Origin of the sequence: Methylomonas aurea, from assembly GCF_024505045.1 — a bacterium.
Taxonomy (GTDB): Bacteria; Pseudomonadota; Gammaproteobacteria; order Methylococcales; family Methylomonadaceae; genus Methylomonas; species Methylomonas aurea.
Map to the genome: position 1 here is coordinate 43998 of NZ_JANIBM010000029.1, position 16304 is coordinate 60301.

General features: G+C 59.7%; 12 protein-coding genes. 4 read left to right on the forward strand and 8 right to left on the reverse strand.

Annotated features, from left to right (window positions below; genetic code table 11):
- Positions 1 to 2 precede the first annotated feature (2 nt).
- Both rdgB and NP603_RS17100 read left to right on the forward strand, forming a co-directional pair.
- A complete protein-coding gene (gene rdgB, locus NP603_RS17095; protein WP_256612106.1) occupies positions 3 to 587 on the forward strand; it encodes an RdgB/HAM1 family non-canonical purine NTP pyrophosphatase in 585 nt (194 codons plus the stop codon).
- On the forward strand, positions 584 to 1654 hold the full coding sequence (locus NP603_RS17100; RefSeq protein WP_256612107.1) for a phosphotransferase enzyme family protein: 1071 nt from the start codon (positions 584 to 586) through the stop codon (positions 1652 to 1654). The genes rdgB and NP603_RS17100 overlap by 4 nt, the downstream gene beginning before the upstream one ends.
- Positions 1655 to 1687: 33 nt before the next feature.
- Here the strand turns inward: NP603_RS17100 and NP603_RS17105 are convergent, their stop codons facing one another.
- The 7 genes from NP603_RS17105 to NP603_RS17135 all read right to left on the reverse strand — a co-directional run bounded on the left by NP603_RS17105 (position 1688) and on the right by NP603_RS17135 (position 13393).
- Positions 1688 to 3247, reverse strand: coding sequence for a SulP family inorganic anion transporter (locus NP603_RS17105; RefSeq protein WP_256612108.1), 1560 nt, complete (start codon positions 3245 to 3247; stop codon positions 1688 to 1690).
- A 33-nt stretch (positions 3248 to 3280) separates the two neighbouring features.
- Positions 3281 to 3913, reverse strand: a complete 633-nt coding sequence (gene can, locus NP603_RS17110) for a carbonate dehydratase (protein ID WP_256612109.1) — start codon at positions 3911 to 3913, stop codon at positions 3281 to 3283.
- A gap of 147 nt (positions 3914 to 4060) precedes the next feature.
- A complete protein-coding gene (locus NP603_RS17115) occupies positions 4061 to 5623 on the reverse strand; it encodes a complex I subunit 4 family protein (protein WP_256612110.1) in 1563 nt (520 codons plus the stop codon).
- Positions 5616 to 7151 (reverse strand): complex I subunit 4 family protein, encoded by a 1536-nt coding sequence (locus NP603_RS17120; protein WP_256612111.1) that lies wholly within the window; start codon positions 7149 to 7151, stop codon positions 5616 to 5618. The genes NP603_RS17115 and NP603_RS17120 overlap by 8 nt, the downstream gene beginning before the upstream one ends.
- Positions 7148 to 8719 (reverse strand): proton-conducting transporter transmembrane domain-containing protein, encoded by a 1572-nt coding sequence (locus NP603_RS17125; RefSeq protein ID WP_256612112.1) that lies wholly within the window; start codon positions 8717 to 8719, stop codon positions 7148 to 7150. Before NP603_RS17125 ends, NP603_RS17120 begins: the two co-directional genes overlap by 4 nt.
- 5 nt (positions 8720 to 8724) lie before the next feature.
- On the reverse strand, positions 8725 to 11877 hold the full coding sequence (locus tag NP603_RS17130; protein WP_256612113.1) for a DUF2309 domain-containing protein: 3153 nt from the start codon (positions 11875 to 11877) through the stop codon (positions 8725 to 8727).
- Positions 11878 to 11920: 43 nt separating this feature from the next.
- Entirely contained in the window at positions 11921 to 13393 is a 1473-nt protein-coding gene (locus NP603_RS17135; RefSeq protein ID WP_256612117.1) for a complex I subunit 4 family protein, read from the reverse strand.
- A gap of 201 nt (positions 13394 to 13594) precedes the next feature.
- Between NP603_RS17135 and NP603_RS17140 the strand changes: the two genes are divergently transcribed.
- Together NP603_RS17140 and NP603_RS17145 are read left to right on the forward strand one after the other, a co-directional pair.
- Entirely contained in the window at positions 13595 to 14644 is a 1050-nt protein-coding gene (locus NP603_RS17140; RefSeq protein WP_256612114.1) for a threonine aldolase family protein, read from the forward strand.
- Positions 14645 to 14751: 107 nt separating this feature from the next.
- Positions 14752 to 15012 carry a DUF2024 family protein gene (locus tag NP603_RS17145; protein ID WP_256612115.1) on the forward strand — a complete coding sequence of 87 codons (261 nt, stop codon included), beginning with the start codon at positions 14752 to 14754 and terminating at the stop codon, positions 15010 to 15012.
- Between the two features lie 323 nt (positions 15013 to 15335).
- Here NP603_RS17145 and NP603_RS17150 read toward each other — a convergent pair whose 3' ends face one another.
- Positions 15336 to 16187, reverse strand: coding sequence for an REP-associated tyrosine transposase (locus tag NP603_RS17150; RefSeq protein WP_256612116.1), 852 nt, complete (start codon positions 16185 to 16187; stop codon positions 15336 to 15338).
- Between the last annotated feature and the right edge of the window lie 117 nt (positions 16188 to 16304).

Below are 16304 nucleotides of genomic sequence, written 5' to 3' on the forward strand. Positions count from 1 at the left end.
CGATGAGTTCGATCGTGCTGGCCAGCGGCAATCCTGGCAAGATTCGGGAAATCCAGGCCATTCTGCAAAACGATAGAATTCTGCCGCAGTCGCAATTCAACGTCGCCGAACCCGACGAAACCGGCTCCACCTTCGTCGAAAACGCGATCATCAAGGCCCGCAATGCCGCCGCGCATTGCCGGCTACCGGCGATTGCCGACGACTCCGGCATCGTCGTCGACGCGCTGAACGGCGCGCCCGGCGTAATTTCCGCCCGCTATGCCGGCACGGGCGCCGACGACCGCGCCAATCTGGAAAAACTGCTGGCGGAAATGCGCGATGTACCTGACGCCTTGCGTAGCGCGCGCTTTATTTGCGTGATGGTTTATCTGCGCCACGCTGCGGACCCCACTCCGCTGATCGCCCAGGGCGTCTGGGAAGGCAAGATCCTGCGTACGGCCGTCGGCGAGAATGGCTTCGGCTACGACCCGATTTTCTGGCTGGACGAATTCCAGTGCTCCTCGGCGCAACTGCCGCCGGAAACCAAAAATGCGGTGAGCCATCGCGGCCAAGCCCTGCGCGCGCTGGCCCGGCAGTTAAATTCGTGAACCGGCTGGAACCGATTGCCCGCCGCTTCGCCGGCGGCCGGCGCATCGGCACGATCCGACCGCTCGGTAACGGCCTGATCAACGATACCTTTCTGGTCGAAACGGACGGCGCCAGCTTTGTTTTGCAAGCCATCAACGAACGGGTATTCCCGCAGCCGCAGCGAATTGCCGCCAATTTAAACTTACTCAGCCGTCATATCGGCCGCCAACAGCCAGCCGCAGTGCGGCTGCGTATCCCGCGGCTGTTGCCGGCCGCAGACGACTGGCAAATTCGCGACCGCGACAGCGGCCGGGTCTGGCGGGCATTGGAATGGATCACGCCATCGGAGAGCCGGGAACGACTCGGCAATTTGGCGGAAGCCGGCCAAGTCGGCTCCGCACTCGGCCATTTTCATAATTTGTGTAGCGGCCTGGCCGCCGACACCCTGTACGACACCCTACCTGGCTTTCACATCACTCCCGAGTATTTTCGCCAGTATCAGGCAGCGCTAGCCCGGCCACTGCAAGTGCCGAGCGACGCCGACTTCGAACATTGCCGTAATTTCATCACCGATTTCGGCGAAGGCGTCCATACGCTGGAACACGCCAGACAGCGCGGCGAACTGGTCGAACGCGTAATACACGGCGACCCGAAATTGAACAACTTTCTGTTCGACCCGGACAGCGACCGGATTATCGGTTTGGTCGATCTGGATACTGTCAAACCCGGCCTGGTACATTACGACCTCGGCGATTGCCTGCGTTCCTGTTGCCACATTCAGGAAACCAACGGCTTCGATTTGCAGCGTTGCAGCATAATTCTCGAGCATTATCTGGCCGAGGCCGGCCGTTTTTTTACAGAAGCGGATTACCGTTACCTGTATCCGGCGATCCGCCTGATCCCGTTCGAACTGGGTTTGCGCTTCTTCACCGATTATTTGCAGGGCAACCGTTACTTCAAAGTCGACGACGCCGGCCAAAATTTGCGCCGGGCGCTGGCCCAATTCGAGCTTGTGAGAGATATCGAACGCCAAAGCGACGCGATACGGGAATTGATAGCGGGTTTAACCCCGGTATCCGACAGATAACGCCGCCCGCGGCGATGCGGGCGGACTGAGGAATCAATGACCGGCAGACGGCGTAATTTCTTCCAGCGGGATACCTTGGATCTCGACGACGATGCCGCGGTCGGGCGCCGCCAGCATGAAATCGCCTATGGTCTCCAGGATGTCCAAATCGATGAATTGGGCTTTGGAACCGTCGATCAGCAGTTCGCTATCATCCGGTACCTCTTGCAAATACTTGCGCAGCAGAGCCTTATTCAGGAACGATACATCCTTGTGCAAACGCAGCAGACAATGCCGGCCATGCCGGGTCAAGGTAATCGCCGCGTGGAAATTGGCACGCAACACGAAGAAGAAACCGCAAGCCATGCCTATCGCGATACCCACCAGCAAATCGGTCAACAGAATCGCGGCGACGGTAATCACGAACGGCAGAAATTGGTTCCAGCCCTTACGGTAAAACTCGACGAACATTCCCGGTTTGGCCAATTTGTAGCCGGTTTGCAGCAAAATCGCCGCCAGACAGGCCAGCGGAATCATATTCAGGTACTTGGCGAAAAACAGCACGCTGACCATCAACAGCACGCCGTGGAAAAAGCAGGACAACCGGGTCTGGCCGCCGGCGTTGATATTGGCCGAGCTGCGGACGATCACGGCGGTGATCGGCAGGCCGCCGATCATACCGCTGACCATATTGCCCAAGCCCTGCGCCTTCAGCTCGCGGTTGGTCGGCGCCACCCGTTTGTGCGGATCCAGCTTGTCGACCGCCTCGATACTCAATAAAGTTTCCAGGCTAGCGATGATCGCAATGGTCACCGCAATCGAATAAATTTTCGGATTACCGAAATAGCTGAAATCCGGCAACCGCAACTGGTTGACGAAATTGGCGGTAGTTCCCAGCTCCGGCAGCGAAACCAAATGTTTCTCGCCTATGGCAAGCTCCGGGAAGTAGTGCAACGCTGCAGCATTGAAACCGACGCCCCAAATCACGGCCAACAACGGCCCCGGAACCAGCCGTAACGCTTTGAAACGTTTGACGAAAGCGCTTTCCCAGGCGATCAGGATCGCCAAGGCCACTACGCTGACCAGCGTCACGCCCGGCGTAATGCCCTCCAACGCCTCCGACAGCTCGAAGAAACTCGATTCGGCGGTCTCCTGCATATAGCTCTCGTCGCCTTCCGGGCTGGCGTCGTAACCGGTAGCATGCGGCGTCTGTTTGATGATCAGAATCAAACCGATGGCGGCCAGCATGCCTTTGATCACCGCCGCCGGAAAAAACGCGCCGATGACCCCGGCTTTCAAGAAGCCCAAAATAACCTGCAGACCGCCGGCAAGCACGACGCTCAACAGGAATCCGCCGAAGCCGCCCAAGGTCTCGATGGCTTCGAATACGATCACGGTCAGGCCGGCGGCCGGACCGGACACGCTGAGCTGCGAACCGCTGGCCCAGGAGACCAACAAACCGCCGACCAGACCGGCAATGATTCCGGAAAACAGCGGCGCGCCGGACGCCAGCGCCACGCCCAGGCAGAGCGGCAGAGCCACCAGAAAAACCACGATGCCGGCCGGCAGATCCTGGTGCAAATGTTTCAAGTAAGAATTCGGGTGCGATGTCATTGGCTTCAATCGGTAGTCGAGGGATCCGGCGGCTTAATCCGCGTAGCGGTAAATCGGATTGATCTGGGTGTTATGGTCGAGTTTGATCAACTCCTGGATCAAACCGTCGTTCAAACCGTATACCCAGCCGTGCAAGGTGGGCTTGTGACCGTGGCGCCAGGCGGACTGGATAATCGAAGTATGCGCCAACCGATAAACCTGCTCGACGATGTTCAATTCGATCAGACGGTCCACTTTCTGCTCCGGCGAGACCGACTCCAACTCTTCCTGGTGCAGCCGGTATACGTCCTTGATGTGCATCAGCCATTTATTGGCAATCACCAGATCGGATTTTTGTTGCTGCAACGCGGCCTTGACCCCGCCGCAACCGTAATGGCCACAAACGATGACGTGTTTCACCTTGAGCACGTTGATCGCATATTGCACGACGCTGAGACAGTTGAAGTCGGTAACGATGACCTGATTGGCGATATTGCGGTGGACGAAAATCTCGCCCGGTTTGGCATTCACGATGGTGTCAGCCGGAACCCGGCTGTCGGAACAGCCGATCCACAAAAAATCCGGCTTTTGTTCCTTCGCCAACTGGGCAAAAAAATCCGGGTCTTTGCGACTGACTTCCTCGGACCAGGCTTTGTTTTCTAACAATAATTTCGCGGGAGTATGCATGATTGTCATCCTTAATGGGAATCCCAATAACAGAAAGTGTTTTGTCGGGTTGCCGGCCTATGGCAGACCGGGTCGAAGCCAATACTATATCGATTCGAAACTATATGCCAATCAATTTTCCGGCACAGTTCGCGCTTTCGACATCGTTTAAATCGAGCCCTCCTGATAAGCCGCCGCGGCCCGCGACGGCGCCGACCTGGATGCGGCACGCACCGCCTCTGCTTCGGCCACGGCCTGCTGCCGCACGCGCAAGGCGCTTTCCGGCCAAGCCAATATGGTCTGCGGGCTGAATCCAACCAGCAACACCAACAAAGCTGGCAGCAGCAATAGTACAAGCTCGCGCGCGGTCAGGTCCGGACAAGTTGCGGAAACGGCTCCGGTCGGCCCGAAAAAAGCCTTCCTGACAAAGCCGAGCAAATAGGCGGCGCCCAGCACGGCGCCGAACAAAGCTACCAGAGCCAAGGCCGGATAGGCCTGCAGCGTACCGATCAACACCAGCAATTCCGCGGGAAAGCCGTTGGTACCCGGTACTCCCATGTTAGCCAGCGCGAACAGAAAGAACAAGCAAGCCAGGCGCGGTGCCGGTTTGGCCAATCCGCCCAGATGCACCAGTTCGCAACTGCCAAGTCGCTGTTGCAGCATGCCGGCCATCAGCATCAGGCTGCCGGCTATCAGGGTAAAATTCAGCAAGTGCAGCAACGCCCCTTGCTGCCCCTGGTAATTGAACGCCGCCAAGCTCATCAACACCAAACCGACGTGACTGATGCTGGAATAGGCCAGCAGCCGGCGCAAATTAGTTTGCTGCAGCGCAATCAGGGCCGTATATACCAACGTAATGGCGCCGACGATCGCCACTAGCCAACGATGCTCCAGCGCCGCTTGCGGCGCCAAAGGCAAGGCGAAGCGGAGAATACCGTACAAGCCTAACTTCAGCCCGACCAGCAAGGCCGTGAGAAACGCCGGCCCTTCCATCGCCATGGTCGGCAGCCAGGTGTGAAACGGTACCAGCGGCGCTTTCACTGCAAAACCGAGCATCAGCAAAAAAAACACCAGCTCCTGAGTCACTGCATCCATCGGCGTGTTCAGTAAATCCGGCAAATTGAAGCCCAAACCGCCCGGCACGTCGCCGCCGGTGTAATGGGCATGGTTCAACGCCAGCGTCGCAATCGCGAACAACAACGGCACGCCGCCGAACAGCATATATAAAGTATATTTCAGCGCGGCCTGGCGCCGTTCGGCACCGCCCCCCCACAAGCCGGCCAGGAAGAAAATCGGCGGCAGCGTCAACTCCCAAAACAGGAAAAACAGCGCCATATCCAGCGCAACGAACACGCCGATGGTGGTGCTCTCCAAAATCAGTACCAGCGCCAATTGAAACCGGTTCAATCGGGTTGCCGAATTCCAGCCCGCCAATAGCGCCATCAAGGTCAACAAGGCCGTCATCGGCAGGAACAACAGCGAGATACCGTCCACTCCGACCGCGTAATAGGCGTTCAGGCTGGGTATCCACAAATGTTGCTCCTGCCATTGATAGCCGCCGTCGCTCGGATCGAAACCGAAGACGACGGCCATGGTCAACAGCAGCTCGACACCCGCCACGGCCAAGGCCAGCCGCTTCGCCCGGCCGCCATCGCGCACGCAGCCAATCGCCAATGCGCCGAGCAACGGCCAGAGCAGGCATAGCGTCAGCAGCGGCACAGCGTCATTCATGGTGGGTCTCGTTGATATGGTGGCTGTGATGGGCCGGATAATGCTCGCCGATTTCCCGCGCCTCCTGGTCGATGTATTTCAGCCACGGCGTCGTATAAAAACCGGTACCGATCAATAAACCGCACACCGTCACGGCGATGATACGTTCTTTCAATACCGGATGGTGGATACTGCCGTAAGGCTGTACGAAGCGTTTGGGATGAGCGATGAACAAGCGCTGAAACGCCCACAACAAGAATGCCGCCCCCAACACGTTGCCCAACAGAATTGCGATCGCGATCCACCAACCGTGTTCTTCGATAGTACCCTCGATCAGCAAATGAGCGGCGTCGAATCCCGGCGTGCCCGGCATCACCATCGTACTCAGCGCCGAGATCAGAAACAGTAAAGCCAAGGTCGAATTGGTCTCGAACAGCCCGCCCAGGCGCGGCAGGAACGAGGTCCGGGTCCGCTCGTAAATCAGGCCGATGCAGAACAGCATACCGGCGGTAGCCAAGCCGTAAGCCACCGACAACAAAATACTGCCCTCCAGCGCGAAATCGTTGAACGAAAACACGCCGATCGCCAACATGCCGGTATGGCTGATCACCGCGAACGCGATCAAACGCCGCATGTTGATTTGCATCAAGGCCAGCAACGCCCCGTAGAAAATCCCGATCAACCCCAGGGTGACGACGAAATGGGTCCATTGCTCGGCTGCGCCCGGCGTCAGCGGCAAGATGAAGCGGATCAGCGCATAAATGCCCAGCTTCAAGCCGTGCAGAAAAATCGCCGCGCTGGCTGCGGTACCGTGCTCGCCCAAGACCGGCAACCAGGCGTGGAACGGAAACAGCGGCATCCGCACCGCAAAGCCGAAAAACAGCAACAGAAAGATCAAGGTTTCGTTCGGAATCGCCAAATTATGGTGTTTCAGCGCCAGCCAATCGAAACTCAATTCCATACCGTTGCCGGCCAGCCCGAAACTCAGCAACAGAAAACCGGCCAGACTCATCGCCAGACCGGACGACCAATATTGCAGCAAGGTTTTGACGGCCTGGTTGCGCAAGCGACCGGTACCGGCAAACATGGTCAGCAACGCCACCGGCACCAATTCCAGCAGACTCCAGCACCAAAATTGCAGCGTATTCAGCGCCGCAAACGCCCCGATCAGGATGCCTTGGTAAGCCAGCAGACAAGCGACGAATAAACGGTCGTTGCGGTGGCGAGTGATCAGGGTGTAGACCAACGCCAGCGCGCCCAACACCGCCGTCAACGGAATAAACAGGATATTGGTGCCGTCGACGCCGACCCGATAGCCCAGGCCGTCGATTTTCTCGGCCAGATGGATGCCGGGCGCTTCGGCATCGAACACCCACAGCAGGTAAATGCTCAACAACACGTTCGCCACCGCGCCGGTCAAGGCCGTCGGCCACAGCCGCCAGCTTTTCAAACCCAACACTGCGCCGCAGGTCAAAAGCGGCAACGCGGTCAACACGCTCAGCACCGGAAACGCCGCGGCCGCCTGCCAGTAAACGATATCGGTCGTCATCGGTACCCCAAAGCTACCATCAACGTAATCAACACGAACAACGCCAGATAACGGGCGCGCAGCAACAAGTGTTCGAACCGGTTCGCCGCCTGCCCCAGCCGGCGTCCGACCCGAATCGACTCGCGGCCGATGCCGCGCAGAATGAAATGGTATTCGAACCAATTTAGTAGCGCCGAAGTCCATTGCGCCAACTTGCCGGCCAGGCCGCTGCCCTGGGCAAAACGGTCTTCGGTGCTGCTCAGATTGGCCCCCATCTTTTGTTCTTCCTGCTGCGCCAACGACGACATCGCCCTGATCGCCGGTGCCGGCGACCCCATCAACGGGTCCAGAATCCGCTCTTCGATGTAACGGGCATCCTTGGCCAGTTGCAGGATTGGCTTCACTAACAGCCAATCCACCGCCGGCTCCAGCCAGCCGCGCTGCAACGAGGCGATAAAGGCCCAGCGGCAGTCGGCGAGCGCCGCCGGCACCGGCTCGATCGGCCGGCCATGGGTGTTATGCAAAATCGACGGCGTCGTCAGAAACAGATAGCAACGCACCACGGCATGTGCCGCCAAATGCCAGGCGGCCAAGGTCCACCAGCCTAAGCCGCATTCGAGGAACATCAAGCCCAGTTGTACCGATGCGGCGAAGATTTGCGAGCTTTTGATGTCGGTCTGGCTCAGACCTACCCAATAGCCGTAAATGGCGGTCATAGCCCCGATCGCCGCCAGCAAGGCCATTGCCGCCGGCGCCCGCTCGAATAACGGCCGCAGTTGTAGGGTCAGGAATACCCCGGCATGCACCATTGCGCCGCCGTAAAAGATCGCGCTGGACGGGGTCGGCCCTTCCATCGCCCGCGCCAACCAGGGCGAGAACGGAATCTGCGCCGATTTGGCGAAGGCGGCGACGGCAAAGCTCAAGGCCAGCAAAGTAGCGTCGCCGCGGTCCAGGTCGGCCGCGCCGGTATTTAAGGTTTGCCAGTCGGCAGATTCCAGCCAGGCCAGCATCAAGCCGATGCCGAGCAAAAAGCCGCCGTCGCCGACCCGGTTGGTGATAAACACGCGGGTGGCATTGTGCGCGGCGACAGGCCGCTCGTAGGCGTAGGCAATGAGCAGATAAGAACAGACGCCGGCGATTTCCCAGCCGACAAAGGTGAACACCGCGTTGCCGGACAACACCAACAACAGCATTGCCGCGGCAAACAGGCTCAGAATAAAGAAAAAACGCTGGAAACCGGGCTCGCGGTGCAAGTAATTGCGGGAAAAGCGGGCCACGGCCAGCAACAGCGCCCCGAATAACGCCGCCAACGCCATATTCAGGCCGCCCGCCTGCAACGAAAAGCCTATAATCAATTTGCCGCTGGCCAGCCAACTACCGTAGACCTGCAACCCGCTCGGATTGCCGGCCAGCTCCAGCCCGAGCAAACCGAGCGCCAGCGCTGCCGCCAAGCCGATCGCCCAGGCCGCCAGCCGGGCGCTGAGTTTCTCGCCGGCTTCGCCGCGCAGCAGATTAAAAAAATGCAGGCCGCCTATAGATAAGGCGGCGAGCAGCGGTAACAACGGAATCAAAAATGCGTATGCGGCCATAGTCGTTATTCCCTTGCGATGTCCGGTTGCCGAACCAGGATCGGCGCCACGGCCTGGGTCTGCCCGACGTAGCAGGCTGCCGAATCATCGCGCAGCGGCAGTTCGCGGTCCTCCGGCTGCCAGGGCAGAAAACCTTCGCGGCGGTCGAACACGAAAATCCGGCCATCGTCCGGGTCGAGCGCGTTCAAATGCACCCAGCCGCCGCCGACCAGCTCCTGTAACACTGGTTGCCGGGCATAAATCCGCGCCAAGGTCTCGGTTTTGGCTTCAACCACGATTTGCAGGCGCATCGCCTCGTGAATTTCCACCATCTGCAGCGGCAAACCGGTGCGCAAATCGCTGAACGCGCCCTCCATGACCCCGAACAAACCGGTGACGTTATGCGGAATCTTGGTGCCGCAACCGAGGCGGTCGTTGTTGACGGTCGAGAAGTAATATTCCAGATTAATGCCGGCGCCGACCGGCCCGGCGGTCAGCAAAATATTCTCCAGAATCGTGCCGTCGCCGTCCTGAGTGGGATCGTAGGAAATCAAAAACAGGCGGCGGTCGAAGAACACACCCTGGGTCGCCGCACGCCGGCCGATAAAGGCGGCGGCGTTGGTGGCATGGCCGAATTCCGGCCGCACTTGGCTCAAGTCGGCGGCGCGGCGCTGGACGTGGCGGAACGCGGCCACAGGCGAAACCGGATAACCCGACGAGGCGAAGCGCCGGCAACGTTCGGCTGCGGCCCGCCGGTCGGCCTCGGCCAGATCGGCTTGCAAGCGGGTGAAATCGTCGGCCAGCGCAGCCGGTACCAGATCCGCGTCGTACCAGACGATCGCGTCGCTGCAAGTATCGTGCTGGCCGCCGACGAACCAGGTATCGTCCGGAATGGCAATGCCCTGCCCGGCCAGCAAGGCGCGCACCTGCGGCCGATTGGCCATCGCCGCGAATACTCTGGCATTCGGGCCGCCGCGGCGGCCGCCGCAAGCGCCGCAATCGTGGGCAGCCTCGTGCGGATTGTTTTGGCTGGTGGAACCGTGGCCCAAAATGGCGACGATCCGGGCAAAGCCGTAGCTGAGTCCGGTGGTGCGCAAGAATTGGCCGACCCGTTGCGCTTGTTCCTCGTCACTGAACCCGGGTTTTGCCGCGGCCGGCGTTGCGGTACCGGCCGTAAACTGCAAGCGGGTTGGTGCCGCCGGCACCAGCCGCGCCTGCCAAGCCTGTTCCAGGCGGTATTGCAGGTCCGGCCATAAGGTCTTGCCCAACAGTCCAACCAACTTCAGCGGTGCAAACAGGTATAACAGCGGATAAGCCCGCAACAGATGCCGGCGCAAGGTTTGATGCAACCAGTCGCTGATGATTTGCGCCCGGTTCAAGCCGGCACGGTGGTCGGCCAGCAAATCCTCGAGGCTGGGTAGACAAACTTCCGCTACCCGATGCGCCGGCGTCACCACCACCGGACACAACGGCGTCGGATGATGGTCGTCCAACCCCTGGTAGTCCATCGCCACGCCGAAAAATCCGGCAGCGCCCAGGGTTTCGATGGCCGGATTCCACTCTTCCAGATGGCGACGGAAACTTTCCTCGCGCTCGTCCATGCAGAAAAATACTTGGGCTTGCGGCCGGCGTTCCCGGCGCTGCCAGCGGCCGCGACCGTGATTGGCGTGCAAGGCTTGCAACAAATCCTGGCGATAATGCCGCTCGTAAGCGTCCAGCCAGACCGAAGCCCGTTGTTGTTCGTCGAATTCGTCGACCGGCGTCAACCAGGCCAGCAGTTGGCTTTTTTCCAGAGCCGACACCGCATCGGGCCCCAAACCTAAATTCCGACAAAGCGAAAATAGTCGCCAGCCGTGGTCGTGAGCGTTGAGCCTGCCGTCGGCTGCCGCCAACGGGCTTTGCCGCCAACTCAGAATCCGTTGCGCCAGCGTTTGCCAAGTTTGCCGGGAGCTCTCGGCCGCGGATGCCAATTGCTGTGCGGCCTGAGCCAGGTACTCCGGCAACTCGCCGGCGAACAGCGCCCGACGGACGCCGAATTCGGCTTGATGTTTTTCGAAATAGGCCTGCAGGCGGTCGAATTGAGCCGGACAATGCCACAGGCTGCGACACAGCGACTGAGCGTAAAGCCGATCCAACACCAGGCGGATGGCCAGATAATCGGCAAGCCGCACCGGAACCGGCCGCCCTTCCCGATAATCCGGGTGCTGCTGCCGCCAGTTGATCAACCCGGACCAGCCCGGCAATTCCAGCGCCAGCCGCCGCAAATAGCCTTCCCAGCGATCCGCCGGCAAGGCCATGGCTTGCAGTTGCTGGACGATGGCGTCCGCCGCATCTTCCGGCAAGCGCGCCGTAACGCTGCGCCACTCCGCCAGATCGTGAAACAAGGGCAGCGCATCGTAGTCCAGCGCCTGCCGCCAGGCCGCATATAATCCCAATTCCTGGCGTCCCGGCAAACGCCAGGCCGCCAAACCTTCGTCCAGCAACGATGCGCACAATCGAATCAATTGCGGCCGCACCAGTTCCAAAATGTCCTTGCCGGCCAAAGCCAGCAATACACCGCGCCAGGTCAGAGTGGCGCCGACCCGGTCGAACCAGAGCGCCGGGTTATCGGCATCGTCCGCTTGCGGCAATTCATTGTCGAAGGGCGCGGCAGGTAGATCCAGCAAATCCTCGGGATGCAATTCTGCCGCCGGCAATGCCAATTTCGCCGAAACCGCTTGCCACAGCTCGCGCAGCGGCCGGCCGCCGGCCGTCTCGATATCGAATTCAGCCGATTCGCCGAGCCGCCAGGCCAGTTGCTGCGGGCTAATGGCCTGTACATCGTGCAGTAACACGGTCCGGTAAAGTTCGCGCCGCGCAATAGCGGCGCTACCGGCCAGCGGTTGGGCCAATACACTCCCGAACCGATGCTGCAATGCCGCATCGAGATCGCGGTCGGTGATGCGTTGTTGCCGGTAAAACTCGCGGAACTTGTCGGCCGGCAGATAGCAATCGATCCCTGTCAGAGTGGTAAACTCCGCCAGCGCCTGCTCGAACGGCAAATGCTGAAAGCCGTGCAGAGTGTTGTGGTGGACGAAATCGTGGATCGGCGCCTGGCCCGGCAACACATGGTCCAAATGTGCGACCGCGTGACGAACAATGTCGCGCAGATCGCCAGCCTCGCAAACCGATGCCGCCATCAGATCGCTCCCCGACCTGGCAAACCAAGACGCCGCGCCCGCATCACAGCAACCTCTCGCCGATCACGGCCAGCATCCGCCCGACCGACGCGGACGACAATTCGATCAACGGTGCCGGCAGCAAGCCGAACACGACGATACAGCCAACCAGTACCGCCGACGCCACCAGCTCCGGCGGCGTCAAATCGGCGATGTCGCGCATCTGCGGCTTGACCGGTCCGGTGAACAGCAAGCCGATGGTGCGCATGGCATAGGCCGCGCTGATCAGTATGCTCAGACTGAAAAACGCCATCCAGCCGCCCCATTGCTGAAAGCCGCCGATCAGCATGTGCAATTCGGCGACAAAGCCGATCGAGCCCGGTAAGCCCATTGCCGCCAGCAGCGCCAGCGTCGCCAGCCCGGCAAAGCGCGGCATGACCTGAACCAGCGAACTGTAATCCTGGATATTGCGGGTGTGGGTGCGTTCGTACAGCAAACCGACCAGTAAGAACAGGGCGCCGGCGATCAGGCCGTGCGCAGTCATTTGCAGAATCGCGCCGATGAAGCCGGTCTGGTTCAACGTGGCGATGCCGAGCAACACCACGCCCATGTGGCTCAACGAGGAATAGGCCACCATGGCTTTCATGTCCGGCTGGCGCCAGGCCAGCAGACCGCCGTAGACCATGCCGAACAAGGCCAGAAACATCAGCAACGGTTGAATCAGTTGCGCGGCGACCGGCAACATCACCACCGAGCGCAGCAGACCGTAGGCGCCCATCTTCAATAAAATCCCGGACAACAAAATACTGACCGCGCTCGGCGCTTCGACGTGCGCCAGCGGCAACCAGCCGTGCAACGGAAAAATCGGCATTTTCACGCCGAACCCAATCAGAAAGCCCAACAACACCAGTACCTGTTCGACGGCCGGCATGTTCTGTGCCGCCTGGCCCATCGATGCCATCAACGAGCCCTGGTTCTGCAAATCGTACTGGCTGATCGCCAACAGACTCAGCAGCATGAACACCGAGCCACCCATCGTGTACAGCACGAAGTTCAAACTGGCGGCGTGACGGCGTTTGCCGCCCCAACGGTCGATCAGAAAAAACAGCGGGATTAAGGTCACTTCCCAGAAGATATAGAACAAGGCCCAGTCCTGGGCCATGAACACGCCGAGCATGCCGAACTCCAGCAGCAGGATGCAGATGTGGTAACCCTTGACGCCGTCGGCCAGGCTGAAGGATGCGATCAGCGAGATCGAGGTCAACAAGGCCGCCAGGATCAGCATCGGCAGCGACAGGCCGTCGATGCCTAGCGCGTAGGCGCTACCGAGTTTGGGATTCAGCGGGTAGAATTCGGTCAGTTGCAAAGCCGGATCGGCGGCGTCGTAACGCGCCAATAACAGGCAGGCCAAAATCAGCGCCGCCGCGGCAAACAGATTGGCGGCCAAACGGACGGCCTGTGCCCGATGGGCGGGTATCAGCACCAGCACTAGCGCCCCGGCAGCGGGGGTCCAAAGCAGTGTGCTGAGTATGGCCATCGTTGATAGAGTCATAAGTCGAAAACGACTGGCATTCTACCGGCAATTGGTTGAAAAAAGCCATTTTTAAAAGCGGATTGGTTGAAATAAACCAAACCAGACAGGCCGCTGAATAGCGTCCGCTCCGCGCCGCCGATACCGCGGTTCAGATCGACCTACACCGAAAACCTTTTTCTCGCAATTCAACCCCGGCGACACACTATGAACTTCGCTTCCGACAACTGGGCCGGCGCTCACCCTGCCATCGCCCAACATTTACTGGCCGCCGGCGCCGGATTTGCCGCGCCTTACGGCGCCAGCGAGCTGGACCGCAACATCGAACGCCGTTTCTGCGAACTGTTCGAACGCGAGGTCGCAGTCTTTTTCGTCGGCACCGGCACCGCCGCCAATGCGCTGGCCTTGGCCGCAATCAATCGTCCCGGCGGCGTCTCGTTTTGCCACCGCGAAGCGCACATGCTGGAAGACGAATGCGGCGCCCCGGAGTTTTTCACCCACGGCGCCCGGCTGGCGCCGGTCGACGGCGACCTGGGCAAGATCGACCCGACCAAGCTGGCCGCCGAAATCGGCCGCTTTCCGCCCGGCTTCATCCACGCCGGCCAGCCGATGGCGGTCTCGATCACCCAGGCCACCGAAATCGGCACGCTGTATCGGCCCGATGAAATCGCCGCCATCGCTGCGATCGCCCGCCAACACCGGCTGCCTTTGCACATGGACGGCGCCCGCTTCGCCAACGCGCTGGCCGCGCTGCAATTGACGCCGGCGCAAATGACCTGGCAACTCGGCGTGGATATCGTGTCGTTCGGCGCCACCAAAAATGGCTGCTGGTGTGCCGAGGCTTTGGTGTTCATGGACCCGGACACGGCCAAAGATTTGCCGTTCATCCGCAAACGCGCCGCGCAACTGTTCTCCAAAAGCCGCTTCATTGCCGCCCAATTCGAAGCGTATTTGCATGACGGCCTGTGGCTGGAGCTGGCCAGCCACGCCAATGCCATGGCAGCCCGACTGCAGCAAGGCATTGTCACCTGCCGCCGCGGCCGGCTGGCCTGGCCGGCGGAGGCTAACGAAGTGTTTGCAGCACTGGAGCGGAGCGACGCCGACCGGCTGCGCGCCGCCGGCGCCGTGTTCTACCCGTGGAATCCGCCGCACGCCAATCCCGGCCTGCTCGCCGAAAACGAGGTGTTGCTGCGTCTGGTTGCCAGCTTCGCCACGACCGCCGACGAAGTGGACCGGTTTGTCGAGTTGTTGCAATGATCCGCCGCGTGCTCCAACGCAATCGGCAAATTGGTATTGATTCGATATAAAATAGCCGAACCGGGTATCCCGGCCACTACCGATTTTTTGCAGCAGGAGAACTCACCATGCAAATCCATGTTTACGACACTTACGTCACCGCCGGCGACGGCCGCTTGATGCACTTCGACGTGTTCACCGCGGAACGCGACGACCAGCAAGCGATCGCCTACGCCAAACAATGGCTGGCGTCGATTGGCGAAGCGGACGCGGCGGTTAGCAGCAAGGAGTGCCGTTTCTGCCACAGCCAGAAAGCTCCGGCCGACGTAATCGACAGCATCAAACGCGACGGCTTTTATATCTACAAAATGGAAGGCTGCCCGGCTTAGCCGGAAGGTACTTTAGGAGATTGAAGCGCAGAGGAAGCCGCGCGGCTTGAGCGTTTTGCCAGGGAGATGTCCGATGATTTCCTCTTCCCACGCTTTGCGCTGATCGTTATACACAACGGCCGTCATGCCCGCAGGACGCGGGCATCCAGTGCCTTGGCCGGTAGCTTCAAGCCATCCTTTTGGCTTCGCGGCCCAAGGCTCCAGCACAAATCTGCCTGAAGCGGATTTGCATTATCCGCAGAAGACAGCTCGACGCCCTGCCGGAATGACGGCTATCAAACAAGAGGCGTAAACGGCTAACGGAGGACCGGGGGAACCGGGATTTATAGTTTTGCGTTCGATCTTGCAGCCCTGATCGTCCTACCGACGGTTGTAAAATGCAGGCCAAAAAAATCCGCCAGTTGTTGATAGCTGTATTCTCCTGAAGCATAGGCCGACACGATCGCCTCATCCCGGCTGGCGTAACGTTTTTGGTATTCGGCTAACGGCAATGCCGGCGCCCGCCGTTGCGCTTTTGCGAAATTGACATCCTCGCTTTTCCCCGTAATTTTTGCCTGCATCTGCGATACAAAGGCATCCTCGCCCAGAAATATTTGCCGTTTTAGATCGCGCCAGATCGATTCTTGATCCAGCCCTTGCAAGACAAATTCCCGATAGCGTTTGACTGCCGTATCGCGATGCGTTGAAAACTGCGCCAACAAGCCATCGGGAGCCAACCAGGACGGCGCCGCTGCTTCGCCGGTCATCGCCCGGTAACTGCTCCATAACCAGTCTGCGGGTGATGCGACCATGCCGGCACGGACTGGATTGAGCACGACATAACGCGTCAGCTCTAACAGATAGCTTTCGCCATCGACCAATATTGCTTTGTAACGGCCTTGAAACAAATGCCCGGTGCGGCCGTGGCGGCGATTCGAGGCTTGGGTAAATACGCCGTTCAACTGCCGCATACCTTTCGCCAGATTGGCATCAGGCGTTTCTACCACCAAATGGTAATGGTTAGTCATCAAACAATAGGCGTGACAAACCCAATTGAAATCCTCCACAACCCGCCGTAAAACATCGAGAAATTGAATCCGATCCTCATCGTCTTCATAGATGTTTTCACGACGGTCGCCACGGGACGTCACATGATAAAGCGCGCCTGAGAATTCGATTCTGATGGGTCGGGTCATGGGCAGAATATAGTGCGAGTAATGCTATTAAGCTAGACCTGACCCCGTTTTCCCCGTTAAGCTAGACCTGACCCCGTTTTCCCCCGAAGCATCTCTGTGTGCGCCCTAACGCCGAGG

Bases quoted from the DNA above. Each gene is read 5' to 3' on its own strand.
- rdgB (WP_256612106.1), top strand. From the start codon at position 3: ATGAGTTCGATCGTGCTGGCCAGCGGCAATCCTGGCAAGATTCGGGAA.
- NP603_RS17105 (WP_256612108.1), bottom strand. From the start codon at position 3,247: ATGACATCGCACCCGAATTCTTACTTGAAACATTTGCACCAGGATCTG.
- can (WP_256612109.1), bottom strand. From the start codon at position 3,913: ATGCATACTCCCGCGAAATTATTGTTAGAAAACAAAGCCTGGTCCGAG.
- NP603_RS17115 (WP_256612110.1), bottom strand. From the start codon at position 5,623: ATGAATGACGCTGTGCCGCTGCTGACGCTATGCCTGCTCTGGCCGTTG.
- NP603_RS17120 (WP_256612111.1), bottom strand. From the start codon at position 7,151: ATGACGACCGATATCGTTTACTGGCAGGCGGCCGCGGCGTTTCCGGTG.
- NP603_RS17125 (WP_256612112.1), bottom strand. From the start codon at position 8,719: ATGGCCGCATACGCATTTTTGATTCCGTTGTTACCGCTGCTCGCCGCC.
- NP603_RS17130 (WP_256612113.1), bottom strand. From the start codon at position 11,877: ATGGCGGCATCGGTTTGCGAGGCTGGCGATCTGCGCGACATTGTTCGT.
- NP603_RS17135 (WP_256612117.1), bottom strand. From the start codon at position 13,393: ATGGCCATACTCAGCACACTGCTTTGGACCCCCGCTGCCGGGGCGCTA.
- NP603_RS17140 (WP_256612114.1), top strand. From the start codon at position 13,595: ATGAACTTCGCTTCCGACAACTGGGCCGGCGCTCACCCTGCCATCGCC.
- NP603_RS17145 (WP_256612115.1), top strand. From the start codon at position 14,752: ATGCAAATCCATGTTTACGACACTTACGTCACCGCCGGCGACGGCCGC.
- NP603_RS17150 (WP_256612116.1), bottom strand. From the start codon at position 16,187: ATGACCCGACCCATCAGAATCGAATTCTCAGGCGCGCTTTATCATGTG.